The organism is Nocardioides zeae (assembly GCF_030818655.1).
Classification (GTDB): Bacteria; Actinomycetota; Actinomycetes; order Propionibacteriales; family Nocardioidaceae; genus Nocardioides; species Nocardioides zeae_A.
In genome coordinates this window covers 1,321,167-1,337,740 of sequence record NZ_JAUTAN010000001.1, presented here as the reverse complement: position 1 = coordinate 1,337,740, position 16,574 = coordinate 1,321,167, and the positions used below count along the sequence as shown (strand labels likewise).

Annotated in this window: 15 protein-coding genes; 3 read left to right on the top strand and 12 right to left on the bottom strand. The window is 72.9% G+C overall.

From position 1 onward, the window contains the following. Position 1: 1 nt before the first annotated feature. The 5 genes from QE405_RS06395 to QE405_RS06375 all read right to left on the bottom strand — a co-directional run bounded on the left by QE405_RS06395 (position 2) and on the right by QE405_RS06375 (position 4,906). Positions 2 to 1,078 (bottom strand): MCE family protein, encoded by a 1,077-nt coding sequence (locus tag QE405_RS06395; RefSeq protein WP_307199373.1) that lies wholly within the window; start codon positions 1,076 to 1,078, stop codon positions 2 to 4. A gap of 13 nt (positions 1,079 to 1,091) precedes the next feature. After that, complete coding sequence (locus tag QE405_RS06390) at positions 1,092 to 1,913, bottom strand: MlaE family ABC transporter permease (RefSeq protein WP_163771851.1); 822 nt, start codon at positions 1,911 to 1,913, stop codon at positions 1,092 to 1,094. A gap of 13 nt (positions 1,914 to 1,926) precedes the next feature. Next, complete coding sequence (locus QE405_RS06385) at positions 1,927 to 2,760, bottom strand: MlaE family ABC transporter permease (protein WP_307199372.1); 834 nt, start codon at positions 2,758 to 2,760, stop codon at positions 1,927 to 1,929. A gap of 10 nt (positions 2,761 to 2,770) precedes the next feature. Continuing rightward, the gene (locus QE405_RS06380; RefSeq protein WP_307199371.1) at positions 2,771 to 3,793 is read right to left on the bottom strand and encodes an SCP2 sterol-binding domain-containing protein; all 1,023 of its coding nucleotides are present in this window, start codon (positions 3,791 to 3,793) and stop codon (positions 2,771 to 2,773) included. A 186-nt stretch (positions 3,794 to 3,979) separates the two neighbouring features. After that, positions 3,980 to 4,906, bottom strand: coding sequence for a DNA-3-methyladenine glycosylase family protein (locus QE405_RS06375; RefSeq protein WP_307199370.1), 927 nt, complete (start codon positions 4,904 to 4,906; stop codon positions 3,980 to 3,982). 142 nt (positions 4,907 to 5,048) lie between these two features. On the opposite strand from QE405_RS06375, the gene QE405_RS06370 reads away from it, so the two are divergent. After that, positions 5,049 to 5,762 carry a TetR/AcrR family transcriptional regulator gene (locus QE405_RS06370; protein ID WP_307199369.1) on the top strand — a complete coding sequence of 238 codons (714 nt, stop codon included), beginning with the start codon at positions 5,049 to 5,051 and terminating at the stop codon, positions 5,760 to 5,762. Between the two features lie 69 nt (positions 5,763 to 5,831). Here the strand turns inward: QE405_RS06370 and QE405_RS06365 are convergent, their stop codons facing one another. After that, the gene (locus tag QE405_RS06365; protein WP_307199368.1) at positions 5,832 to 7,115 is read right to left on the bottom strand and encodes an acetyl-CoA C-acetyltransferase; all 1,284 of its coding nucleotides are present in this window, start codon (positions 7,113 to 7,115) and stop codon (positions 5,832 to 5,834) included. Positions 7,116 to 7,308: 193 nt separating this feature from the next. On the opposite strand from QE405_RS06365, the gene QE405_RS06360 reads away from it, so the two are divergent. After that, entirely contained in the window at positions 7,309 to 8,646 is a 1,338-nt protein-coding gene (locus tag QE405_RS06360; protein WP_307199367.1) for a 3-oxoacyl-ACP reductase, read from the top strand. Positions 8,647 to 8,650: 4 nt separating this feature from the next. Continuing rightward, a complete protein-coding gene (locus QE405_RS06355; RefSeq protein WP_307199366.1) occupies positions 8,651 to 9,541 on the top strand; it encodes a MaoC family dehydratase in 891 nt (296 codons plus the stop codon). Positions 9,542 to 9,681: 140 nt separating this feature from the next. Here QE405_RS06355 and QE405_RS06350 read toward each other — a convergent pair whose 3' ends face one another. From QE405_RS06350 to QE405_RS06325, 6 genes are all read right to left on the bottom strand, one after another. Beyond that, positions 9,682 to 10,560 carry an acyl-CoA thioesterase gene (locus QE405_RS06350; RefSeq protein WP_307199365.1) on the bottom strand — a complete coding sequence of 293 codons (879 nt, stop codon included), beginning with the start codon at positions 10,558 to 10,560 and terminating at the stop codon, positions 9,682 to 9,684. 35 nt (positions 10,561 to 10,595) lie between these two features. Beyond that, a complete protein-coding gene (locus tag QE405_RS06345; protein ID WP_307199364.1) occupies positions 10,596 to 11,522 on the bottom strand; it encodes a PAC2 family protein in 927 nt (308 codons plus the stop codon). Between the two features lie 87 nt (positions 11,523 to 11,609). Then, positions 11,610 to 13,112 (bottom strand): amino acid permease, encoded by a 1,503-nt coding sequence (locus QE405_RS06340; protein ID WP_307199363.1) that lies wholly within the window; start codon positions 13,110 to 13,112, stop codon positions 11,610 to 11,612. Between the two features lie 106 nt (positions 13,113 to 13,218). Then, the gene (gene dxs / locus QE405_RS06335) at positions 13,219 to 15,123 is read right to left on the bottom strand and encodes a 1-deoxy-D-xylulose-5-phosphate synthase (protein ID WP_307199362.1); all 1,905 of its coding nucleotides are present in this window, start codon (positions 15,121 to 15,123) and stop codon (positions 13,219 to 13,221) included. A 76-nt stretch (positions 15,124 to 15,199) separates the two neighbouring features. Beyond that, on the bottom strand, positions 15,200 to 16,159 hold the full coding sequence (locus QE405_RS06330; protein ID WP_307199361.1) for an SMP-30/gluconolactonase/LRE family protein: 960 nt from the start codon (positions 16,157 to 16,159) through the stop codon (positions 15,200 to 15,202). Further along, the gene (locus QE405_RS06325) at positions 16,156 to 16,476 is read right to left on the bottom strand and encodes an MTH1187 family thiamine-binding protein (RefSeq protein ID WP_307199360.1); all 321 of its coding nucleotides are present in this window, start codon (positions 16,474 to 16,476) and stop codon (positions 16,156 to 16,158) included. The genes QE405_RS06330 and QE405_RS06325 overlap by 4 nt, the downstream gene beginning before the upstream one ends. Positions 16,477 to 16,574: the final 98 nt, after the last annotated feature.

Here is a 16,574-nt window from a genome sequence, read left to right as displayed (position 1 = left end):
GTCAGCACCCCCGTCCGCGCAGGTCGCCGTACGTCGGGCAGTCGGCCGCGCCGTACGGCCGCGGTCCGGTGAGCACGAGGTTCGCGTCGATGCGCACGTAGCGGCCGAAGCTCATGGCCTCGGTGAAGCCGCGGCCGAAGTCGGCCGCCGCCAGCACGCCGGCGACCACCTGGTCGCGCTCGTCGAAGAGCACGTCGACCGTCACGGCCGTCGTCATGAGGACGGAGATGAGCTGCTCCTCGTTCTCGGTCAGCAGGGCGTTGGTCTCGTCGAAGGCCGCCGAGCCGTTGGTGACCAGGGCCGCGAAGTTCCCCTCCTGCTCGATGAGCGTGCGGGCCGCGACGAGCACGTCGTCGGTGGCCTCGAAGAGGTCGGGGGCGTAGCGCTGGAAGGCCTCGAGGTTGGACGACAGGAGCTCGAGGTTGCGGCGCACGGCCGGCATCTCCGGGTTGAGGCGACCCAGGTAGGACCCCAGCCGCTCGATCGTCACGCCGAGCTGCTCGCCGTTGCCGTCGAGCGCCTGGGCGAGGTTGCGCAGCGTGGTCGCGAGCTCGGCGGGACCGAGTGCCGTCACGATCTGGTCGATGCTGTCGAGCACCTGCTGCAGCTCGAGGGTCTCCTGGCTGGTGTCCTGCGGGATGCGCTGTCCGGCCTGGAGGAAGTCCCCGCTCGCGCCGGGCGAGACGAGCTCGACGAACGACGTGCCGAACACCGTCGCGGGGAGCACCCGGGCGACGACGTTGTCGGGGACGTCCTCGGAGAGCTCGGGGTCGAGCTGCACCCCCACCTCGACGGGCTGGCGGCCGGTCTCCGCGTCGCGCTCGGAGCCGTGGGCGATCGACTGGACGCGACCGATCACCACGCCCTCGTAGCGCACGTCGGAGCCGCCGACGAGCGCGCCGCCGGCGTTGTCGAGCGTCACCGTCGCGTCGAACTTCTCCGCGAAGGCGCCGCGCCCGACGAGCACGAGCAGGGCGACCACCAGGGCCAGCACGGCCAGGCCCACGATGCCGCGCACCACGAGCGTGGCACGGCTGGGGTCGCGCGTGTTGCCGCGCAGCAGGTCCATGACGTTCATCGGTCCACCCCGTTCACCCCGTGATCCGGAATCCGGGGTCGTTGCCCCAGAAGGCCAGCGTGAGCAGCATGTTCATGAGGATGACGACCACGATGCTGGCGCGGATGGCGCGGCCGGTCGCCTCGCCGACACCCTGCGGTCCCCCGCCCGCGTTGAAGCCGAACCAGCAGTGGATGAGCGTGACGAGCGCGGCGAAGACCACGATCTTGATCACCGAGAAGAAGACGTCGCGTCCCGAGATGAAGATGTCGAAGTAGTACTCGTAGGTTCCGGCCGACTGGCCGAACACCACCACCACCGCGAACTGCGACGCGATCCACGAGCCGATGAGCCCGATGAGGTAGAGCGGCAGGATCGCGATCATCGACGCCAGCACGCGGGTCGTCACGAGGTAGCGCAGCGGGTGCACCGCCATGACGCCGAGGGCGTCGATCTCCTCGTGGATCCGCATGGACCCGAGCTGAGAGGTGAACCGGCAGCCGACCTGGGCGGCGAGCGCGAGCGCCGCGATGAGCGGCGCGAGCTCGCGGGTGTTGACGGACGCCGACACGAAGCCGGTCAGCGGTGCGAGGCCGACGAGCTCGAGGCCGTTGAAGCCCTCGATGCCCAGCGACGTGCCCGCCGAGAGCGACAGCAGCACCATGACGCCGATCGTGCCGCCGCCGACGATGATGGCGCCGGAGCCCCAGCTGATGTCCATCAGCTGGCGCAGCACCTCCTTGCGGTAGTTGACGAGCGTGTACCGGGTCGCGAGCAGCGCCCGCACCGCGAAGGTGACGAAGTCGCCGAACCGCGCGAGCGCGTCGGTGGGACCGTCGAGGATCTTGCTGGCCACGTCTCTCCTCCTCTCAGGCGATCCGCTGCGGGACGAGCATCACGTAGGCCTGCGTGAGGGCGACGTTCACCACCGACAGCAGGATGAAGCTCAGGACGACGGCCTGGTTCACCGCGTCGGCGACGCCCTTCGGGCCGCCCTTCGCGTTCAGGCCCTTGTGGGCGGCGACGATCGTCGCGATGAAGCCGAAGATCGCCGCCTTCATCTCGGCCAGCAGGAGGTCCGTCACCTGGGAGAACGAGATGAACGAGTTCAGGTAGGTGCCCGAGCTGACGTTGCCACCGCCGACGTTGAGGAAGTAGCCCGTCGCGATCGCGGTCACCGCCACGATGACGTTGAGCAGCAGCGCCACGACGATCGCGGCGAACAGACGGGGGGCGACCAGCCGGTTCACCGGGTTGATGCCCATGACCCGCAGCGCGTCGACCTCCTCGCGCACGGTGCGCGCGCCGATGTCGGAGCAGAGCGCCGAGCCGACCGCGCCGGCGATCATGAGCGAGGTCACGAGCGGCGCACCCTGGCGCAGCACGCCGATGCCGTTGACGGCGCCGGAGAACGAGATGGCGCCGATCTGGTTGGCGATGCCGCCGATCTGCACGGAGACGATGACGCCGAAGGGGATGGCCACCAGGATCGTCGGCAGCAGCGACACCTTCGTCATGAACCAGGCCTGGAAGAGCGCCTCCTGCCAGGAGAACTTCCGCTTCGCGATGTCGACGAAGATCGCCCTCGTCGCCTCGACGGCGAGGATGATCATCGCGCCCGTCGTGGTGATGCCGGTCTGCGCACGACCCTTCAGGTCGCTGACCAGCGCGACCCCGGGCACGCTGCGGGTGGAAGCGGACACTGCGTGCTCCTCAGCTCGGTCGGGGGATGTCGAGGGCGGTGCTGAGCTGCAGCGCCGCGGTTCGGTCGCCGCGCACGGCCAGACGTCCGCGGAGGACGGCCGTGACGGGGTGGAGGTGGCCGGTCGCGAGCCGCAGGAAGTCCTCCCCCGTGCAGGTGAGCGTGACGTCGCGCCGAGAGGCGGGTGGGGCGTCCGGCCCCGTGAGCCGCGTCACCTTAACGCGTCCGTCGGTCATCGTGACGACGAAACGGTCGGTCACCTCCGGCGCGTCGTCGCGCGACGGACCGGTGACCCGCAGCACGGCCGTGAGCCGCAGTCGCGCCGCCTCCGGCCGCACGTGCTCGGGCAGCCGCCGGGCCACCTCGCCGAGCACCACGTCGCGGAACGGGCCGCGCATCACCGAGCGGAGGTGCGCGGTCGACACGCCGCGCAGGGCGGACGCGACGGCGCGCGGCTCGAGCCCGGCCGGGTCCACCAGCGCGGTCCCGTTCGCCGGGCAGCGCAGCACGCGGCCGGCGTCCAGCACCGTGGCCGCGTCCCCCTCCACGCCCAGCCGGTCGGCGAGCAGCTCGAGCGGCGCGGAGCACTGGCCCGTCACGAGCCGCGCGAAAGTGAGGGGCGTGCACCGGACCACGACCGAGCGCACGTCCGCGCGCAGGGCGCGGGCTCCGTCGTACGGCGCGGCGCCGCCACCCGGGCTGCCCGCCTCCAGCAGGAGACGGACGCGGTCGACGACCTGGCCGCGGCGGTGGAGCGCGAAGGTGACCAGCACGTCGGCGTCGACGGCGCGGCCGCGGGAGCCCTCGACGAGGAGCTCGGTGAGCCGGACGAGCAGCTGCGGACCGGTGGGCCCGCTGGCCCAGGTCGCCAGGGCGGCGTCGGAGGTCGTCGCCACCGTCGCCAGCACGCTGCCGGCGCCCCGGTCGGCGAGGTGGCCCACGGAGGACGGCGCGGTCACCGTCATCCGTCCACCCGCCGACGCCACGACGGGCTGCTCGTGCAGCCGGTCGTGCTCCGGGCGCGAGGCGTCCACATGCATTGGCTCCGTTCCACTCCCTCAAGCGGTCACAGGGGGTAACGCGGGGTTCACCCCGGGGTTACGCGGATCACAGAGTGGAGGGTCGGGAGGGAGTTCGCAAGTCCCCCGGGCCGATCTCCCTGCCACTGGCGCCTGCCAGTGGCAGTACAGCGTCACCGCTGGCCAGAGCGCTGCCCGCCCTCACCGCCGGGACCCCGGGAGGTGGCGTCGGGGCGCCATCCGCGCGCCCCGGCGGGGCCGCCCCAGGCCGGCGCGCGCGAGCAGCTCGACGACCCGCCCCCGATGCGGTCGGTAGGGCTCGAGGAGCTCGGCCAGGCCGGCGTCGTCCACCGGCGTGCCCGTCAGCGCCCACCCCACGTCCTTCGCCACGTGGTAGTCCCCGAAGCTCACCGCGTCGGGGTCGCCCCAGGCCCGCCGGAGGGTCTCCGCAGCCGTCCAGACCCCGACGCCCGGCACCGAGCGGAGCAGCGGCTCGGCCTCGCGGGGAGGGCGCGCGACGGTGCGTTCCAGGCCGGCGGCGACGCGCGCCACCTGGACCGCGGTGCGCGAGCGGGCGTGGTCGACGGGGAGCTGGAGCCACTCCCAGGACGGGATGCGGGCGAGGACTTCCGCCGACGGTGCGACCTGCAGTCGCGGCGCCGCCGGCACGTCCGGACCGGGGGCGGCCTCGCCGTGCCGGCGCAGCAGCCGACCCCACGCACCGAAGGCCTCCTGGCCCGTCACCTTCTGCTCGAAGACCGCGGGCACGAGCGCGTCCAGCACGAGGCCGCTGCGCGAGAACCGCCACGACGGGTTGCGCCGCCACACGTCGGCCACGATCGCGTGCCGGGGCGTGAAGCCGGCGACGTCGTCGTCCGCGCCGAGGAGGCCCGGTGCCGCGTCCAGGAGCCACTCCGCGCCGTCGCCCCAGGCGTCGAGCTCGACCTCGCCGGCCACCGCGCGGACCCGGAGCGTCCCCAGCCCCTGCGGCGTGCGGAAGGCGCGCCAGTGGGCACCGTCCGGGGTCACGGCGTACGAGGGGTCACGTCCGCCGTGCCGCTGCTGCACGAGCACCCCACCGACGGGGCACGGCCACGCGGGTCGCCAGCGACGCGTCTGGTGCTCCACGGCTGCCACTCCCCTCCTGCCGACCCTCCTGCCGACCCCGCCCGTCAGCCCAGCCTGCCAGCCTCGGTGCCCGGGGTCCGGCACCCTGCCTGCGACCCGTGTGCAACGGGCGTGCAACTGCACGTTGCACTAGGCTCCTGCCATGAGCGACCCCAGGGACACCGCTGCGCCCGCGGGTGCCGCACCGCGCGACGGACGCCGCTCGGCCGCCGCCTCCCGCCGGCGGCAGCGCGAGCGCGAGATCCTCGACGCCACGCGCGCCCTCTTCGACGAGCGCGGCGTGCGTGACGCCCAGATCGAGGACATCGCCCGCGCCGTCGGCATCAACCGCGCGATCGTCTACCGCCACTTCACGGGCAAGGAGGAGCTGTTCGCGCTCACGCTCGTCGGCTACCTCGACGAGCTGCGCGACGCCCTGGCCGCCGGAGCGGCGTCGCACGGGCCGTCCGCGGCGCGCCTGGAGGCCGTCGTCTCGGCGTTCGTCGACTACGGCATGGCCCACCCGGCGTTCGTCGACTGCGCCCAGACCCTCATGCGCCGCACCGGCACCGAGCTGCTCGACGAGATCAGCGAGAGCGCCCTGCTGCGGCTGGGGCGCGGCATCTCGGGCTGCCTCGCGGTGCTGACCGCCGTGCTCGAGGACGGCGTGCAGGCGGGCGACTTCGCGGTCGAGGACCCCATCCTGCTGTCCAACACGCTCTACGCCAGCGGGCTCGGCGCGCTCCAGCTCGCGCGGGTCGGCATCCTCGTCAAGGAGGCCGCACCGGGCATCCCCGTCGTCTCGTCGATCACCACCGAGCAGGTCCGCAGCCACATGGTGACCTCCGCGCTCGCGCTGGCGGCCTCGGCCTCCTGAGCGGCGCCAGTCCCCGGCACGCCGACCGGCCCCGCCGCTCCGAGGTGCGGCGGGGCCGGTCGGGTGACGTCAGGGGCGCTCGAGGATCGCGGTCACGCCCTGGCCACCGGCCGCGCAGACCGAGATGACGGCCTTGCCCGATCCCTTCTCGGCCAGCAGCTTCGCCGCGTTCGCGACGATGCGGCCGCCCGTGGCGGCGAACGGGTGGCCGGCGCCGAGCGACGAGCCCTTCACGTTGAGCTTGGAGCGGTCGATCGCGCCCAGCGGGGCGTCGAGGCCGAGACGCTCCTTGCAGAACACCGGGTCCTCCCAGGCGGCCAGCGTGGACAGCACCTGCGAGGCGAACGCCTCGTGGATCTCGTAGAAGTCGAAGTCCTGCAGGTCGTAGCCCTCGCGCTGGAGCATCCGGGGCATCGCGTAGGCCGGGGCCATCAGCAGTCCCTCGCCGCCGTGCACGTAGTCCACGGCCGCCGTCTCGTAGGCCGTGAAGTAGGCCAGCACGGGGAGCCCGTGCGCCTCGGCCCACTCCTCCGAGGCCAGCAGTACCACAGACGCTCCGTCCGTCAGCGGCGTCGAGTTGCCGGCCGTCATCGTCGCGGCCTCGCCCTTGCCGAACACCGGCTTGAGCTTGGCGAGCTTCTCGGCCGTGGAGTCGGGGCGGAGGTTCGTGTCCCGCTCGACGCCGCGGAACGGCGTCACCAGGTCGTCCTGCCAGCCCTCGTCGTACGACGCACCCAGGTGCTGGTGCGACGCCGCGGCGAGCTCGTCCTGCGCCTCGCGGGCGACCTGCCACTCGATGGCGGTGAGGGCCTGGTGCTCGCCCATCGACAGCCCGGTGCGGGGCTCGCCGTTCTGCGGGATGGTCGGGATGATGTCGGCCGGCCGGATCTTGGCGAACGCGGCCAGGCGGCCCTTGAGGTCCTTCGCGCGGTTGGCCTCGAGCAGGATCTTCCGCAGGTTCTCGCCGAGGGCGATCGGCGCGTCGGACGTCGTGTCCGAGCCGCCCGCGATGCCCACGTCGATCTGGCCGAGGGCGATCTTGTTCGCGACGTAGATGACCGCCTGGAGGCCGGTGCCGCAGGCCTGCTGCAGGTCGGTCGCAGGCGTCGTCGGCGCGAGCTTCGAGCCGAGCACCGACTCGCGGGCCAGGTTGAAGTCGCGGGAGTGCTTCAGCACGGCGCCGGCGACGACCTCGCCGACCTGCTCCCCGACGAGGCCGAAGCGCTCGGCGAGCCCGTCGAGGGCGGCGGTCAGCATCTCCTGGTTGGAGGCGTCGGAGTAGACGGTGTTCGACCGGGCGAACGGGATGCGGTTGCCGCCGATGACGGCGACACGGCGGGTCTGTGCCTGCATGTCGGTGTGCTCCTGATCGTTGGGAAGTCTGTGCCTATCCTGGCGATGGCCCGGCCGTGACGGAACCGGCTGAGGGTCACGTCACGAAAAGTGGACACGGAGTTACACTACCCGTTACTTACTGATGAGTAGTGTTGCCCCCGCACCATCATCCACCGTCGCCCGATCCTGCGCACCTGGAGGACGTCCCACCATGACCGATCGCTACCAGAGCTTCGTCGCGAGCCCCGTCGGCAAGATCCTCGTCAAGAACCTCGGCCTGCCCAGCCCGGTGGCGCTCGACCGGTACGTCGAGGGGGCGCCCCTCGTCGACGGCACCGTCCTCGTCGGCGGCCGCGGCCGGCTCGTCGAGCAGCTGCCCGAGACGCTCGACGCCCTCGGGATCACCTCGGCGTCCCTCCCGGAGGACGGCGCGTCGTACAAGGGCCTGGTCTTCGACGCCACCGGCCTCACCACCCCCGAGGACCTGCGCGCCCTGCGCGACTTCTTCACCCCGGTGCTGCGGAGCCTGACGTCCTCGGGACGCGTCGTCGTGCTGGGCACGACGCCCGCCGACACCACGTCGACCGACGAGCGGATCGCGCAGCGCGCGCTCGAGGGCTTCACCCGGTCGCTCGGCAAGGAGGTCGGCCGCGGCAGCACCGTGCAGCTGGTCTACGTCGCCCCGGGTGCCGAGACCGCCGTCGACTCGACGCTGGCGTTCCTCCTGTCCCCCAAGTCGGCCTACGTGTCGGGCCAGGTCGTGCGCATCGGCGCCACGGGCACCACGGCGGCGGAGCCCGTCCCCGACCTCGCGAAGCCGCTCGCGGGCAAGGTCGCCCTCGTCACCGGCGCCAGCCGGGGCATCGGCGAGCAGATCGCCCGCGTCCTCCACCGCGACGGCGCGACCGTCGTCGGCGTCGACGTCCCGCAGGCGGCCTCCGACCTGGTCGCGCTCGTCAAGGAGCTCGACGGCGACCACATCGCCCTCGACATCACGGCGAAGGACGCGCCGCAGCGCATCGCGCAGCACGTGCTCGCCAAGCACGGCGGCGTCGACATCGTGGTCCACAACGCCGGCATCACGCGCGACAAGAAGCTCGCCAACATGAAGGAGGACCGCTGGGACTCCGTCATCGCGGTCAACGTGGCGGCACCCGAGCGCATCACCGCCGAGCTGCTCGAGCAGAAGGCCATCCGGCCCAACGGCCGCGTGATCGGCGTGGCGTCCATCGCCGGCATCGCGGGCAACGTGGGCCAGACCAACTACGCGGCCTCGAAGGCCGGCGTCATCGGGCTGGTCGAGGCCCTCGCTCCCGAGCTGACCGACGGCATCACCATCAACGCCGTGGCGCCGGGCTTCATCATCACGCAGATGACCGCGGCCGTGCCGTTCGCGACCCGCGAGGTCGGCCAGCGCCTCAACGCCATGGCGCAGGGTGGCCTGCCCGTCGACGTCGCCGAGACCATCGCCTGGTTCGCCTCCCCCGGCTCCACCGCGGTCAACGGCAACGTCGTGCGGGTGTGCGGCCAGATGATGCTGGGGGCCTGACGCGATGGCCGCTGCTGCGAGCCCCACGACGAAGACCCTGACCTCCACCGGCGGCGGCCTGGGCGTGCTCGCGCGGGCCGCGCTCCCCGCCGTACCCGGTCTGAACCAGCTCCCCGGCGTCCGCAAGACGGGCGGGGACCCGGCCGGGCTGGCCTACGAGCGGCCGCCGGTGCGGGTCGAGCGGGACGCGGTGCGGGCGTACGCCGAGGTGTGCGGCTTCCCCGCCAAGGACACGGCGCCGCTCCCCTTCCCCCACATGCTGGCGTTCCCGCTGCACATGGCGATCATGAGCGACCCCGGCTTCCCCTACCCGGCGATCGGCACGGTGCACCTGGAGAACTCGATCTCCTCCCACCGCCCGATCGCGATCGGCGAGGAGGTGGCGGTGCGGACCGAGGTCGGCTCGCCCCGGCCGCACCCCAAGGGCAAGGTCCTGGACTTCCGCACCAGCGCGCACGTGGGCGACGAGCTGGTCTGGGAGAGCACGTCGGTGTACCTGCGCCGCGGACGCGGCGACGACGACGCGCCGTTCGGCACCCCCTTCGAGGAGGTGGCCCCGACCGGCACGCGCTGGCGGCTGGGCGGCGACCTCGGCCGCCGGTACGCCGCCGTGTCGGGCGACCACAACCCGATCCACCTCTACCCGTGGACGGCCAAGGCGCTCGGCTTCCAGCGCCAGATCGCCCACGGCATGTGGACCAAGGCCCGCTGCATCGCGCAGCTGGAGAACCGTCTGCCCGACGCCGTGCGGGTCGACGTCTCCTTCCGCAAGCCGGTGTTCCTGCCGGGCACCGTGGCCTTCGGGTCGCGCGCGGAGCACGACGGCTGGGCGTTCTCGCTCACGAGCCCGCGCAACGGCGCGGTGCACCTGCTCGGGCGCACGCACGCGCTCTGACCGCCGGCCGGGGGCGACCCGGCAGCACAGGAAAACGCGGACCGCACGTACGGAGCGGTCCGCGTTTTCCTGTTCCGGCGGGAGGCCGGTCCGCGTTTTCTTCTCCGGCCAAGGGCCGGTCCGCGTCTTCCTCCGGAGCGTCAGATGGCGTTCGGGTTCGGGCCCTCGACCCGGCGGATGAGGCCCTCCTGCGCGACGCTCGCGACGCGGCCGCCGTCCTCGGTGTAGATCCCCGCCGTCGCGAAGCCGCGAGCCCCGCCGGCGGACGGCGACTCCTGGTCGTAGAGCCACCAGCGGTCCGCCCGGAACGCGCGGTGGAACCAGACCGTGTGGTCGAGCGAGGCCGGCTGCAGTCCCGGCGAGTTGATCGTGGTGCCGTGCGGCACGAGCGTGGCGCCGAGGAGGGTCAGGTCGCTCGCGTAGACGAACGCCGCCTGCTGCAGGACCGGGTCGTCGGGGAAGTCGCCCTCGATGCGCACCCAGATGCGGGCCTGCGCGGGGTTCGCCTCGTCGGCGGGGAGCCCCATCCCCGAGATGCCGACGTAGCGCACGTCGAGCGCCGACCACTCGCGCTCCCACACGCTGACGTCCGCGTTCCTCTGTCCCCGGATGATGTCGACCAGCCGCATGCCGTCCTCGGGGGCCGGCACCGACGGCATGCGCGTCTGGTGCTCGAAGCCGTCCTCGGCCACCTGGAAGCTGATGGTCACGTAGAAGATGTCCCGCCCGTGCTGCCGGGCCACGACGCGTCGCGTCGAGAACGAGCGTCCGTCGCGGAGCCGCTCGACGTCGTACACGATGGGAACCCGCGGGTCCCCGGGGCGCAGGAAGTAGGCGTGCAGGGAGTGGGCGGCCCGGTCGGCGTCGACGGTGCGCGCGCCGGCGAGGAACGCCTGCGCGGCGACCTGGCCACCGAAGACCCGCTGGCGCACCGTGTCGGGCTGGCGGCCGCGGAACAGGTTGACGTCGATCGTCTCGAGGTCGAGCAGGTCGAGCAGCTCGGCGGCGGTCTGGGGCATGGCGTGGCCTCTCTCGTCTCTCGGGAGGTGCGGGCTCAGGCCCGGTCGTCGGGACCGTCGGGACCGTCGAGCCCGGCGAGGAACTGCTCGAACTGGCGTCCGATCTCCTCGCCCGACGGCAACGGCGCGTCCTCGGCGAGCAGGTTCGACCCCGCGGCCTCGGCACGGTGGAACGTGTCGTACTGGCGCTCGAGGCCCTCGACCACCTGGCGCACCTCGTCGTGCTCCACCAGGTACTCCGCGACGTCCGCGTCCGTGCGCTCGGCGGCCGCGCGCAGGTCGGCGAGGTCCACGTCGAGGGAGGCCACCCGGGTGACGTGCTCCAGCAGGCTGATCGCGGCCCGCGGGTAGCTCATCTGGGCCAGGTAGTGCGGAACGTGCACGACGGCCCCCTGCATGAGGTGACCCCACTCGCCCAGCCGGATCTCGAGGAGCGCCTGCGCGCTCGACGGCACCCGGAGCTCTCCCTGCCACGCCGAGCTGCCCAGCACGACCGACGGGTCGTTGGCGTGCTCGGTGAGCGCGACGGGCCGCGTGTGCGGGACCGCCATGGGCACGGCCGCCATGGAGACGACCCGGGCGACACCGAAGCGCTCCACCACGGTGCGCACGCCGCGGGCGAAGGCCTCCCAGCGGATGTCGGGCTCGGGGCCGGTGAGCAGGAGGTACGGCGTGCCGGCGTCGTCCGCCTGCCGTCGTACGACGAGGCGCGGCGCCGCGTAGTCCGCGTAGTGGTCGCGGACGAACGAGACCGGGGGACGGCGCGCGCGGTAGTCGTAGAGCTCGTCGACGTCGAACGTCGCGACCACGGGCCCGCGCTCGGTGAGCAGGTGGTCGACGGCGAGGTCGGCCGCACGGCCCGCGTCGAGGAAGCCCTCGAGGGCGAGCAGCAGCACGGGAGCCTCCAGCGGCTCCACGTCGTCGACGACGTGCACGAGGCGGTCGGCTCGCTCCTGCTCCACGCGTTCCTCCTCAGCCGGTCCTGCGCGCCGGCGGTCACCGGCGCAGGGCACAACCGTAGTGGGCCCCGCCGTTGTTCCCCGACGAGGTCAGCGACCTGGGACGGCCTTCTCGCCCGATTCCTCGCGCGCCAGGTTGCTGCGGCGCACGCCGTAGGCGAAGTAGACGACCACGCCGATGAGCATCCACACGCCGAAGCGCACCCAGGTCTCACCGGTGAGGTTGAGCATGAGGTAGCCGCACAGCAGCACCGAGAGCGTCGCGACGAGCGTGACGGCGGGCGCCCGGAAGGCGCGGGGCAGGTCGGGACGGGTGCGGCGCAGCACGACGACCCCGATGCTCACCAGCACGAAGGCGAACAGCGTGCCGATGCTCACGAGGTGGCCGAGCGTCGCGAAGGGCACGAAGCCGCTCATGACCGCGACGCCGACGCCCGCGATGATCGTGATGACGTACGGCGTGCCGTACGTCGGGTGCACCTTGCTCAGCACCGGCGGGAGCAGGCCGTCGCGCGCCATGGCGAACGCGACCCGCGTCTGGCCCATCATCAGGATCATCACGACGACCGTGAGGCCGATGCAGGCACCGATCGCGATGACGTCGCCGATCCAGTCCTGGCCGACCGCGTCGAACGCCGTCGCGAGCGGGGCCGCGTCCGTCGGGTCGATCTCGTCGTAGCTCTGCATGCCGGTGATGATGAGGCTGACCGCGATGTAGAGGCCCGTGACGATGGCGAGCGAGCTCAGGATGCCGATCGGCACGTTGCGCTGCGGGTTCTTCGTCTCCTCGGCCGTCGTCGCGACGACGTCGAACCCGATGAACGCGAAGAACACGATCGAGGCGCCGGCCACGACGCCGGCCACGCCGTACACCGCGGGCTCCAGGCCGAAGATCGACGAGATGAGGGTGGACGACCAGAAGTCCCCGCCCCCCTCGCTCGCCGGGGGCTTCGACTCCGGGATGAAGGGCGTGTAGTTCGACAGCTTCACGTACCCGATGCCCATGACGATGACGATGGCGACGACCGCGAGCTTGATGGCGACGACGACCTGGTTGATGCGGCTCGACAGCTTGACGCCCCCGATGAGCACGACCATCACCAGCAGCGAGATCACGATCGCCGGCAGGTTCACCACGCCGGACTCGACCGAGGCGATCTGGTCGGGGATCGCGAACGGCGTGCCCTCGAGCACCGCCTGGAGGTAGCCGGAGAAGCCCACCGAGAGCGCAGCGGCGCCCACGGTGAACTCCAGCGCCAGGTCCCAGCCGATGATCCACGCGACCAGCTCGCCGAACGTGGCGTAGCTGAACGTGTAGGCACTGCCCGCGACCGGCACCGTGGAGGCGAACTCGGCGTAGCAGAGCGCCGCCAGCGCGCACGCGAGGCCCGCGATGGCGAAGGAGATCGCGATGGCGGGCCCGGCGTTGCTGGCCGCCACCTGGCCCGTGTAGACGAAGATGCCCGCGCCGATGATGACGCCCACGCCGAAGACCGTGAGGTCGAGCGCGGTCAGGTTCTTCTTGAGCCGGTGCTCCGGCTCCTCGGTGTCGGCGATCGACCGTTCGACGGACTTGGTGCGCAGGACGTTCACAGGAGGGACCGTACGACGCGGGTGGTGACCCCGGGCTCGTCGCGGCCGCGACGCGCCGCACGGGACCCGGCCGGACCGGCCGCGGGCGCGCTCCCCGGCGCCGGCCTCAGCCGGTGCGGTCGACGTCGAGGAGGCGGCTGTGGTCGGCCAGCGCCGTGATCTCCTCGACGCACGACCGGGCGAGCGTCTGCGCGTCCAGGCCCACCTGCTCCAGGATCGCGGCCCGCTTGGCGTGGGCCAGGAACTCCTGGGGGATGCCGTGCACCCGCACGGGGGTCGTCACCCGCGCGTCGTTGAGCGCGCTCAGGAGCGACGCCCCGCAGCCGCCCTGGCGGCCGTTGTCCTCCACGCTCACCACGAGGCGGTGGTCGCGGGCGAGGTCGACGAGCGCCGGTGCCACCGGGATGACCCAGCGGGGGTCGACGACCGTCACGCCGATGCCCTGGGCCTCGAGCCGGGCGGCGACGTCCATGGCCGTCGTGGCCATGGCGCCGACGGCCACGAGCAGGATGTCCTGGCTCGCGCTGCGGTGCAGCACGTCGACGCCGTCGACGGTCTCGACGGTCGGGATGTCGGCCGGCGGCGGACCCTTCGGGTAGCGCACGACGGTGGGGGCGTCGTCGACCTCGACGGCCTCCGCGAGGAGCTCGGCGAGCCGGGTGGCGTCCCGCGGCGCGGCGAGCCGGAGCCCGGGCACGACCTGGAGCACCGACATGTCCCACATGCCGTTGTGGCTCGCACCGTCGTCGCCCGTCACGCCGGAGCGGTCGAGCACGAAGGTGACCCCGCAGCGGTGCAGCGCGACGTCCATGAGCACCTGGTCGAAGGCGCGGTTGAGGAAGGTCGCGTAGACCGCCACCACGGGGTGCATGCCCGCCAGGGCCAGGCCGGCGGCGGACGTCGCCGCGTGCTGCTCGGCGATGCCGACGTCGAAGGTGCGGTCGGGGAAGCGCTCGGCGAAGGCCTGCAGGCCCACGGGGTGGAGCATCGCCGCGGTGATGCCGACGAGGTCGGGACGCTGCTCGCCGAGGCGCACGATCTCCTCGGAGAAGACGTCGGTCCAGCCGCGGCCCTTCGGCTTCTCGACGCCGGTGCCGACGTCGAACGGACCGGGCGCGTGGAACTGGTCGGCCTCGTGGCGCAGCGCCGCCTCGTACCCCTGCCCCTTGTTCGTCAGCGCGTGCACGATGACGGGGCCGTCGAACCGCTTGGCTTGCGCCAGCGCGTGCTCGAGGGCCTCGAGGTCGTGGCCGTCGACCGGCCCGACGTACTTCAGACCGAGGTCCTCGAAGAGGCCCTGCGGCGCGATCGCGTCCTTGAGCCCCTTCTTGATGGCGTGGAGGGTGTCGTACGCCGCGGGCCCGACCCCCGGGACCGCGGTGAGCCGACGCTTGACGAGGTCGAGCACGTTCTCGTAGCGCGGGCTGGTGCGCAGCGCCGTCAGTGCCGTGGCCAGGCCGCCGATGGTCGGCGTGTAGGACCGCCCGTTGTCGTTGACCACGATGACGAGCCGGCTGTTCGGCGCGATCGCGATGTTGTTGAGCGCCTCCCAGGCCATGCCACCGGTGAGCGCGCCGTCGCCGATGACCGCGACCACGTGGCGGTCGGCGCCCTGGAGCGCGTAGGCCTTCGCCAGGCCGTCGGCGTAGCTGAGCGCCGTCGACGCGTGCGAGTTCTCCACGATGTCGTGGGGTGACTCCGCCGCGCTCGGGTAGCCCGACAGGCCACCCTCCTGGCGGAGCGAGTCGAAGGTCGCAGCACGCCCCGTGAGCAGCTTGTGCACGTAGGTCTGGTGGCCGGTGTCGAAGACGACCCGGTCGTGCGGCGAGGCGAAGGTGCGGTGGATCGCCAGCGTGAGCTCGACGACGCCGAGGTTGGGGCCGAGGTGGCCGCCGGTGCGCGCGCAGGTGGCGACGAGCAGGTCGCGGATCTCCCCGGCCAGGTCCGTCAGCTCGGCGGTCGAGAGGTCACGCAGGTGCTCCGGCGTCGTGATCGACTCCAGGTGTCCCATGCGTGCGGTCCTCTCGTTGGCGTGGTGCCCGTGCGGCCGGAGGCCGGCCCGACCGGCCCCGAGGCGTCCGGCCACTCTAGCCGCGGTCTGGTCGGAGCCGGGCGACGGCGGCTTCGTGCAGGCTGCCCAGCCAGACGGTGCCCTCGTGCTCCCGCACGCCGGTGACCATGTGGAACGCCCGACGGGCCGCCGGGTCGTCGACGTCGAGGTCGTGCACCACCCGGCCGTCCGCGTCGACCGCGCGGACGTGGACCACGCGCTTCGGCGCGGGCTGCACGGCCTCCGGCAGGGAGGTGGCCGCGCGACGTACCCACAGCGGCGCCCGCTGCAGCCGCTCCACGACCGGGTCCCGCGGGCTCGCGAGCGCGAGCCAGACGAGGCCGTCGGAGCCGCGGGCGATGTTGTCGGGGTAGCCCGGCAGGTCCTCGGCCAGGAGGTCGCGCTCCCCCGCCCGCGGGCCGGTGAGCCAGAGCCGCACGACGGTGCGGGCGGCCGTCTCGGCCACGGCGACCCAGGAGGCGTCCGGGGCGAGGGCGACCCCGTTCGCGAAGGCGAGCCCGTCCAGGAGGACGGTGACGGTGCCGTCGGGGTCGCGGCGGAGGAGCCGGCCCGTGCGGGTCAGGCGCACGAAGTCGTGCTTCCACTCCGCGATCCCGTGCCGGGTCGAGGAGTCCGAGAAGAAGACCGTGCCGTCGGGCGCGACGGCCGCGTTGTTGCAGAAGCGCATCGGCACGCCGTCGACCTCGGTGAGCAGCGTCTCGACCGCGCCGGTGGCGGGGTCCAGGGCCAGGAGGCCACGGTGGGCGTCGCAGACGAGGAGCCGTCCGTCGGGCAGCTCCTCGAGGCCGAGCGGACGCCCGCCCGTGTGCCCGACGCGCGTCACCCGGCGACCGTCGTGGGCGACCCGGAGCACCGCCCCGTCCTCGGTGCCCGTGAAGACCGACCCCTCGTGGGGTCCGGCGGTGGCGACCAGCACGTCCTCGGCCCCGTGTCCGGGCACCTCGACGACGTCGAGCGGGGAGGACGGCCGCGTCACCGGGTGGAGCCCCCGTCGGCCAGCCGCTCCTCGACGCGCCGGACCTTGCCGTCGAGCTCGCCCTCGTGGCCCGGACGGATGTCGGCCTTGAGCACGAGGGACACCCGGGTCCCGTGGGCCTGGACGGCCTCGGTGGCGCGCTTGACGACGTCCATCACGGTGTCCCAGTCCGGACCCTCGATCGTGGTGAACATGGCATCGGTGCGGTGCGGGAGCCCCGACTCGCGCACCACGCGCACGGCGTCGGCGACCGCGTCGGCGACGGACGCGTCGTCCCGGCCGGTGCCGCTGGGGGCGACGGAGAACGCAACGAGCATCAGGCGGCCCGTCCGGAGCGTGCGGGGACCGGGCGGGGGGTCGGGATCACGGTGGTCATGTCCCCAGCATCTCCCGCAGCGAAGTGACCCGCGAGTAG

Coding starts and splice junctions, on each gene's coding strand:
- QE405_RS06350 (WP_307199365.1), bottom strand. CDS start 10,560: ATGCCCCAGACCGCCGCCGAGCTGCTCGACCTGCTCGACCTCGAGACG.
- QE405_RS06365 (WP_307199368.1), bottom strand. CDS start 7,115: ATGCAGGCACAGACCCGCCGTGTCGCCGTCATCGGCGGCAACCGCATC.
- QE405_RS06395 (WP_307199373.1), bottom strand. CDS start 1,078: ATGAACGTCATGGACCTGCTGCGCGGCAACACGCGCGACCCCAGCCGT.
- QE405_RS06360 (WP_307199367.1), top strand. CDS start 7,309: ATGACCGATCGCTACCAGAGCTTCGTCGCGAGCCCCGTCGGCAAGATC.
- QE405_RS06370 (WP_307199369.1), top strand. CDS start 5,049: ATGAGCGACCCCAGGGACACCGCTGCGCCCGCGGGTGCCGCACCGCGC.
- QE405_RS06325 (WP_307199360.1), bottom strand. CDS start 16,476: ATGCTCGTTGCGTTCTCCGTCGCCCCCAGCGGCACCGGCCGGGACGAC.
- QE405_RS06355 (WP_307199366.1), top strand. CDS start 8,651: ATGGCCGCTGCTGCGAGCCCCACGACGAAGACCCTGACCTCCACCGGC.
- dxs (WP_307199362.1), bottom strand. CDS start 15,123: ATGGGACACCTGGAGTCGATCACGACGCCGGAGCACCTGCGTGACCTC.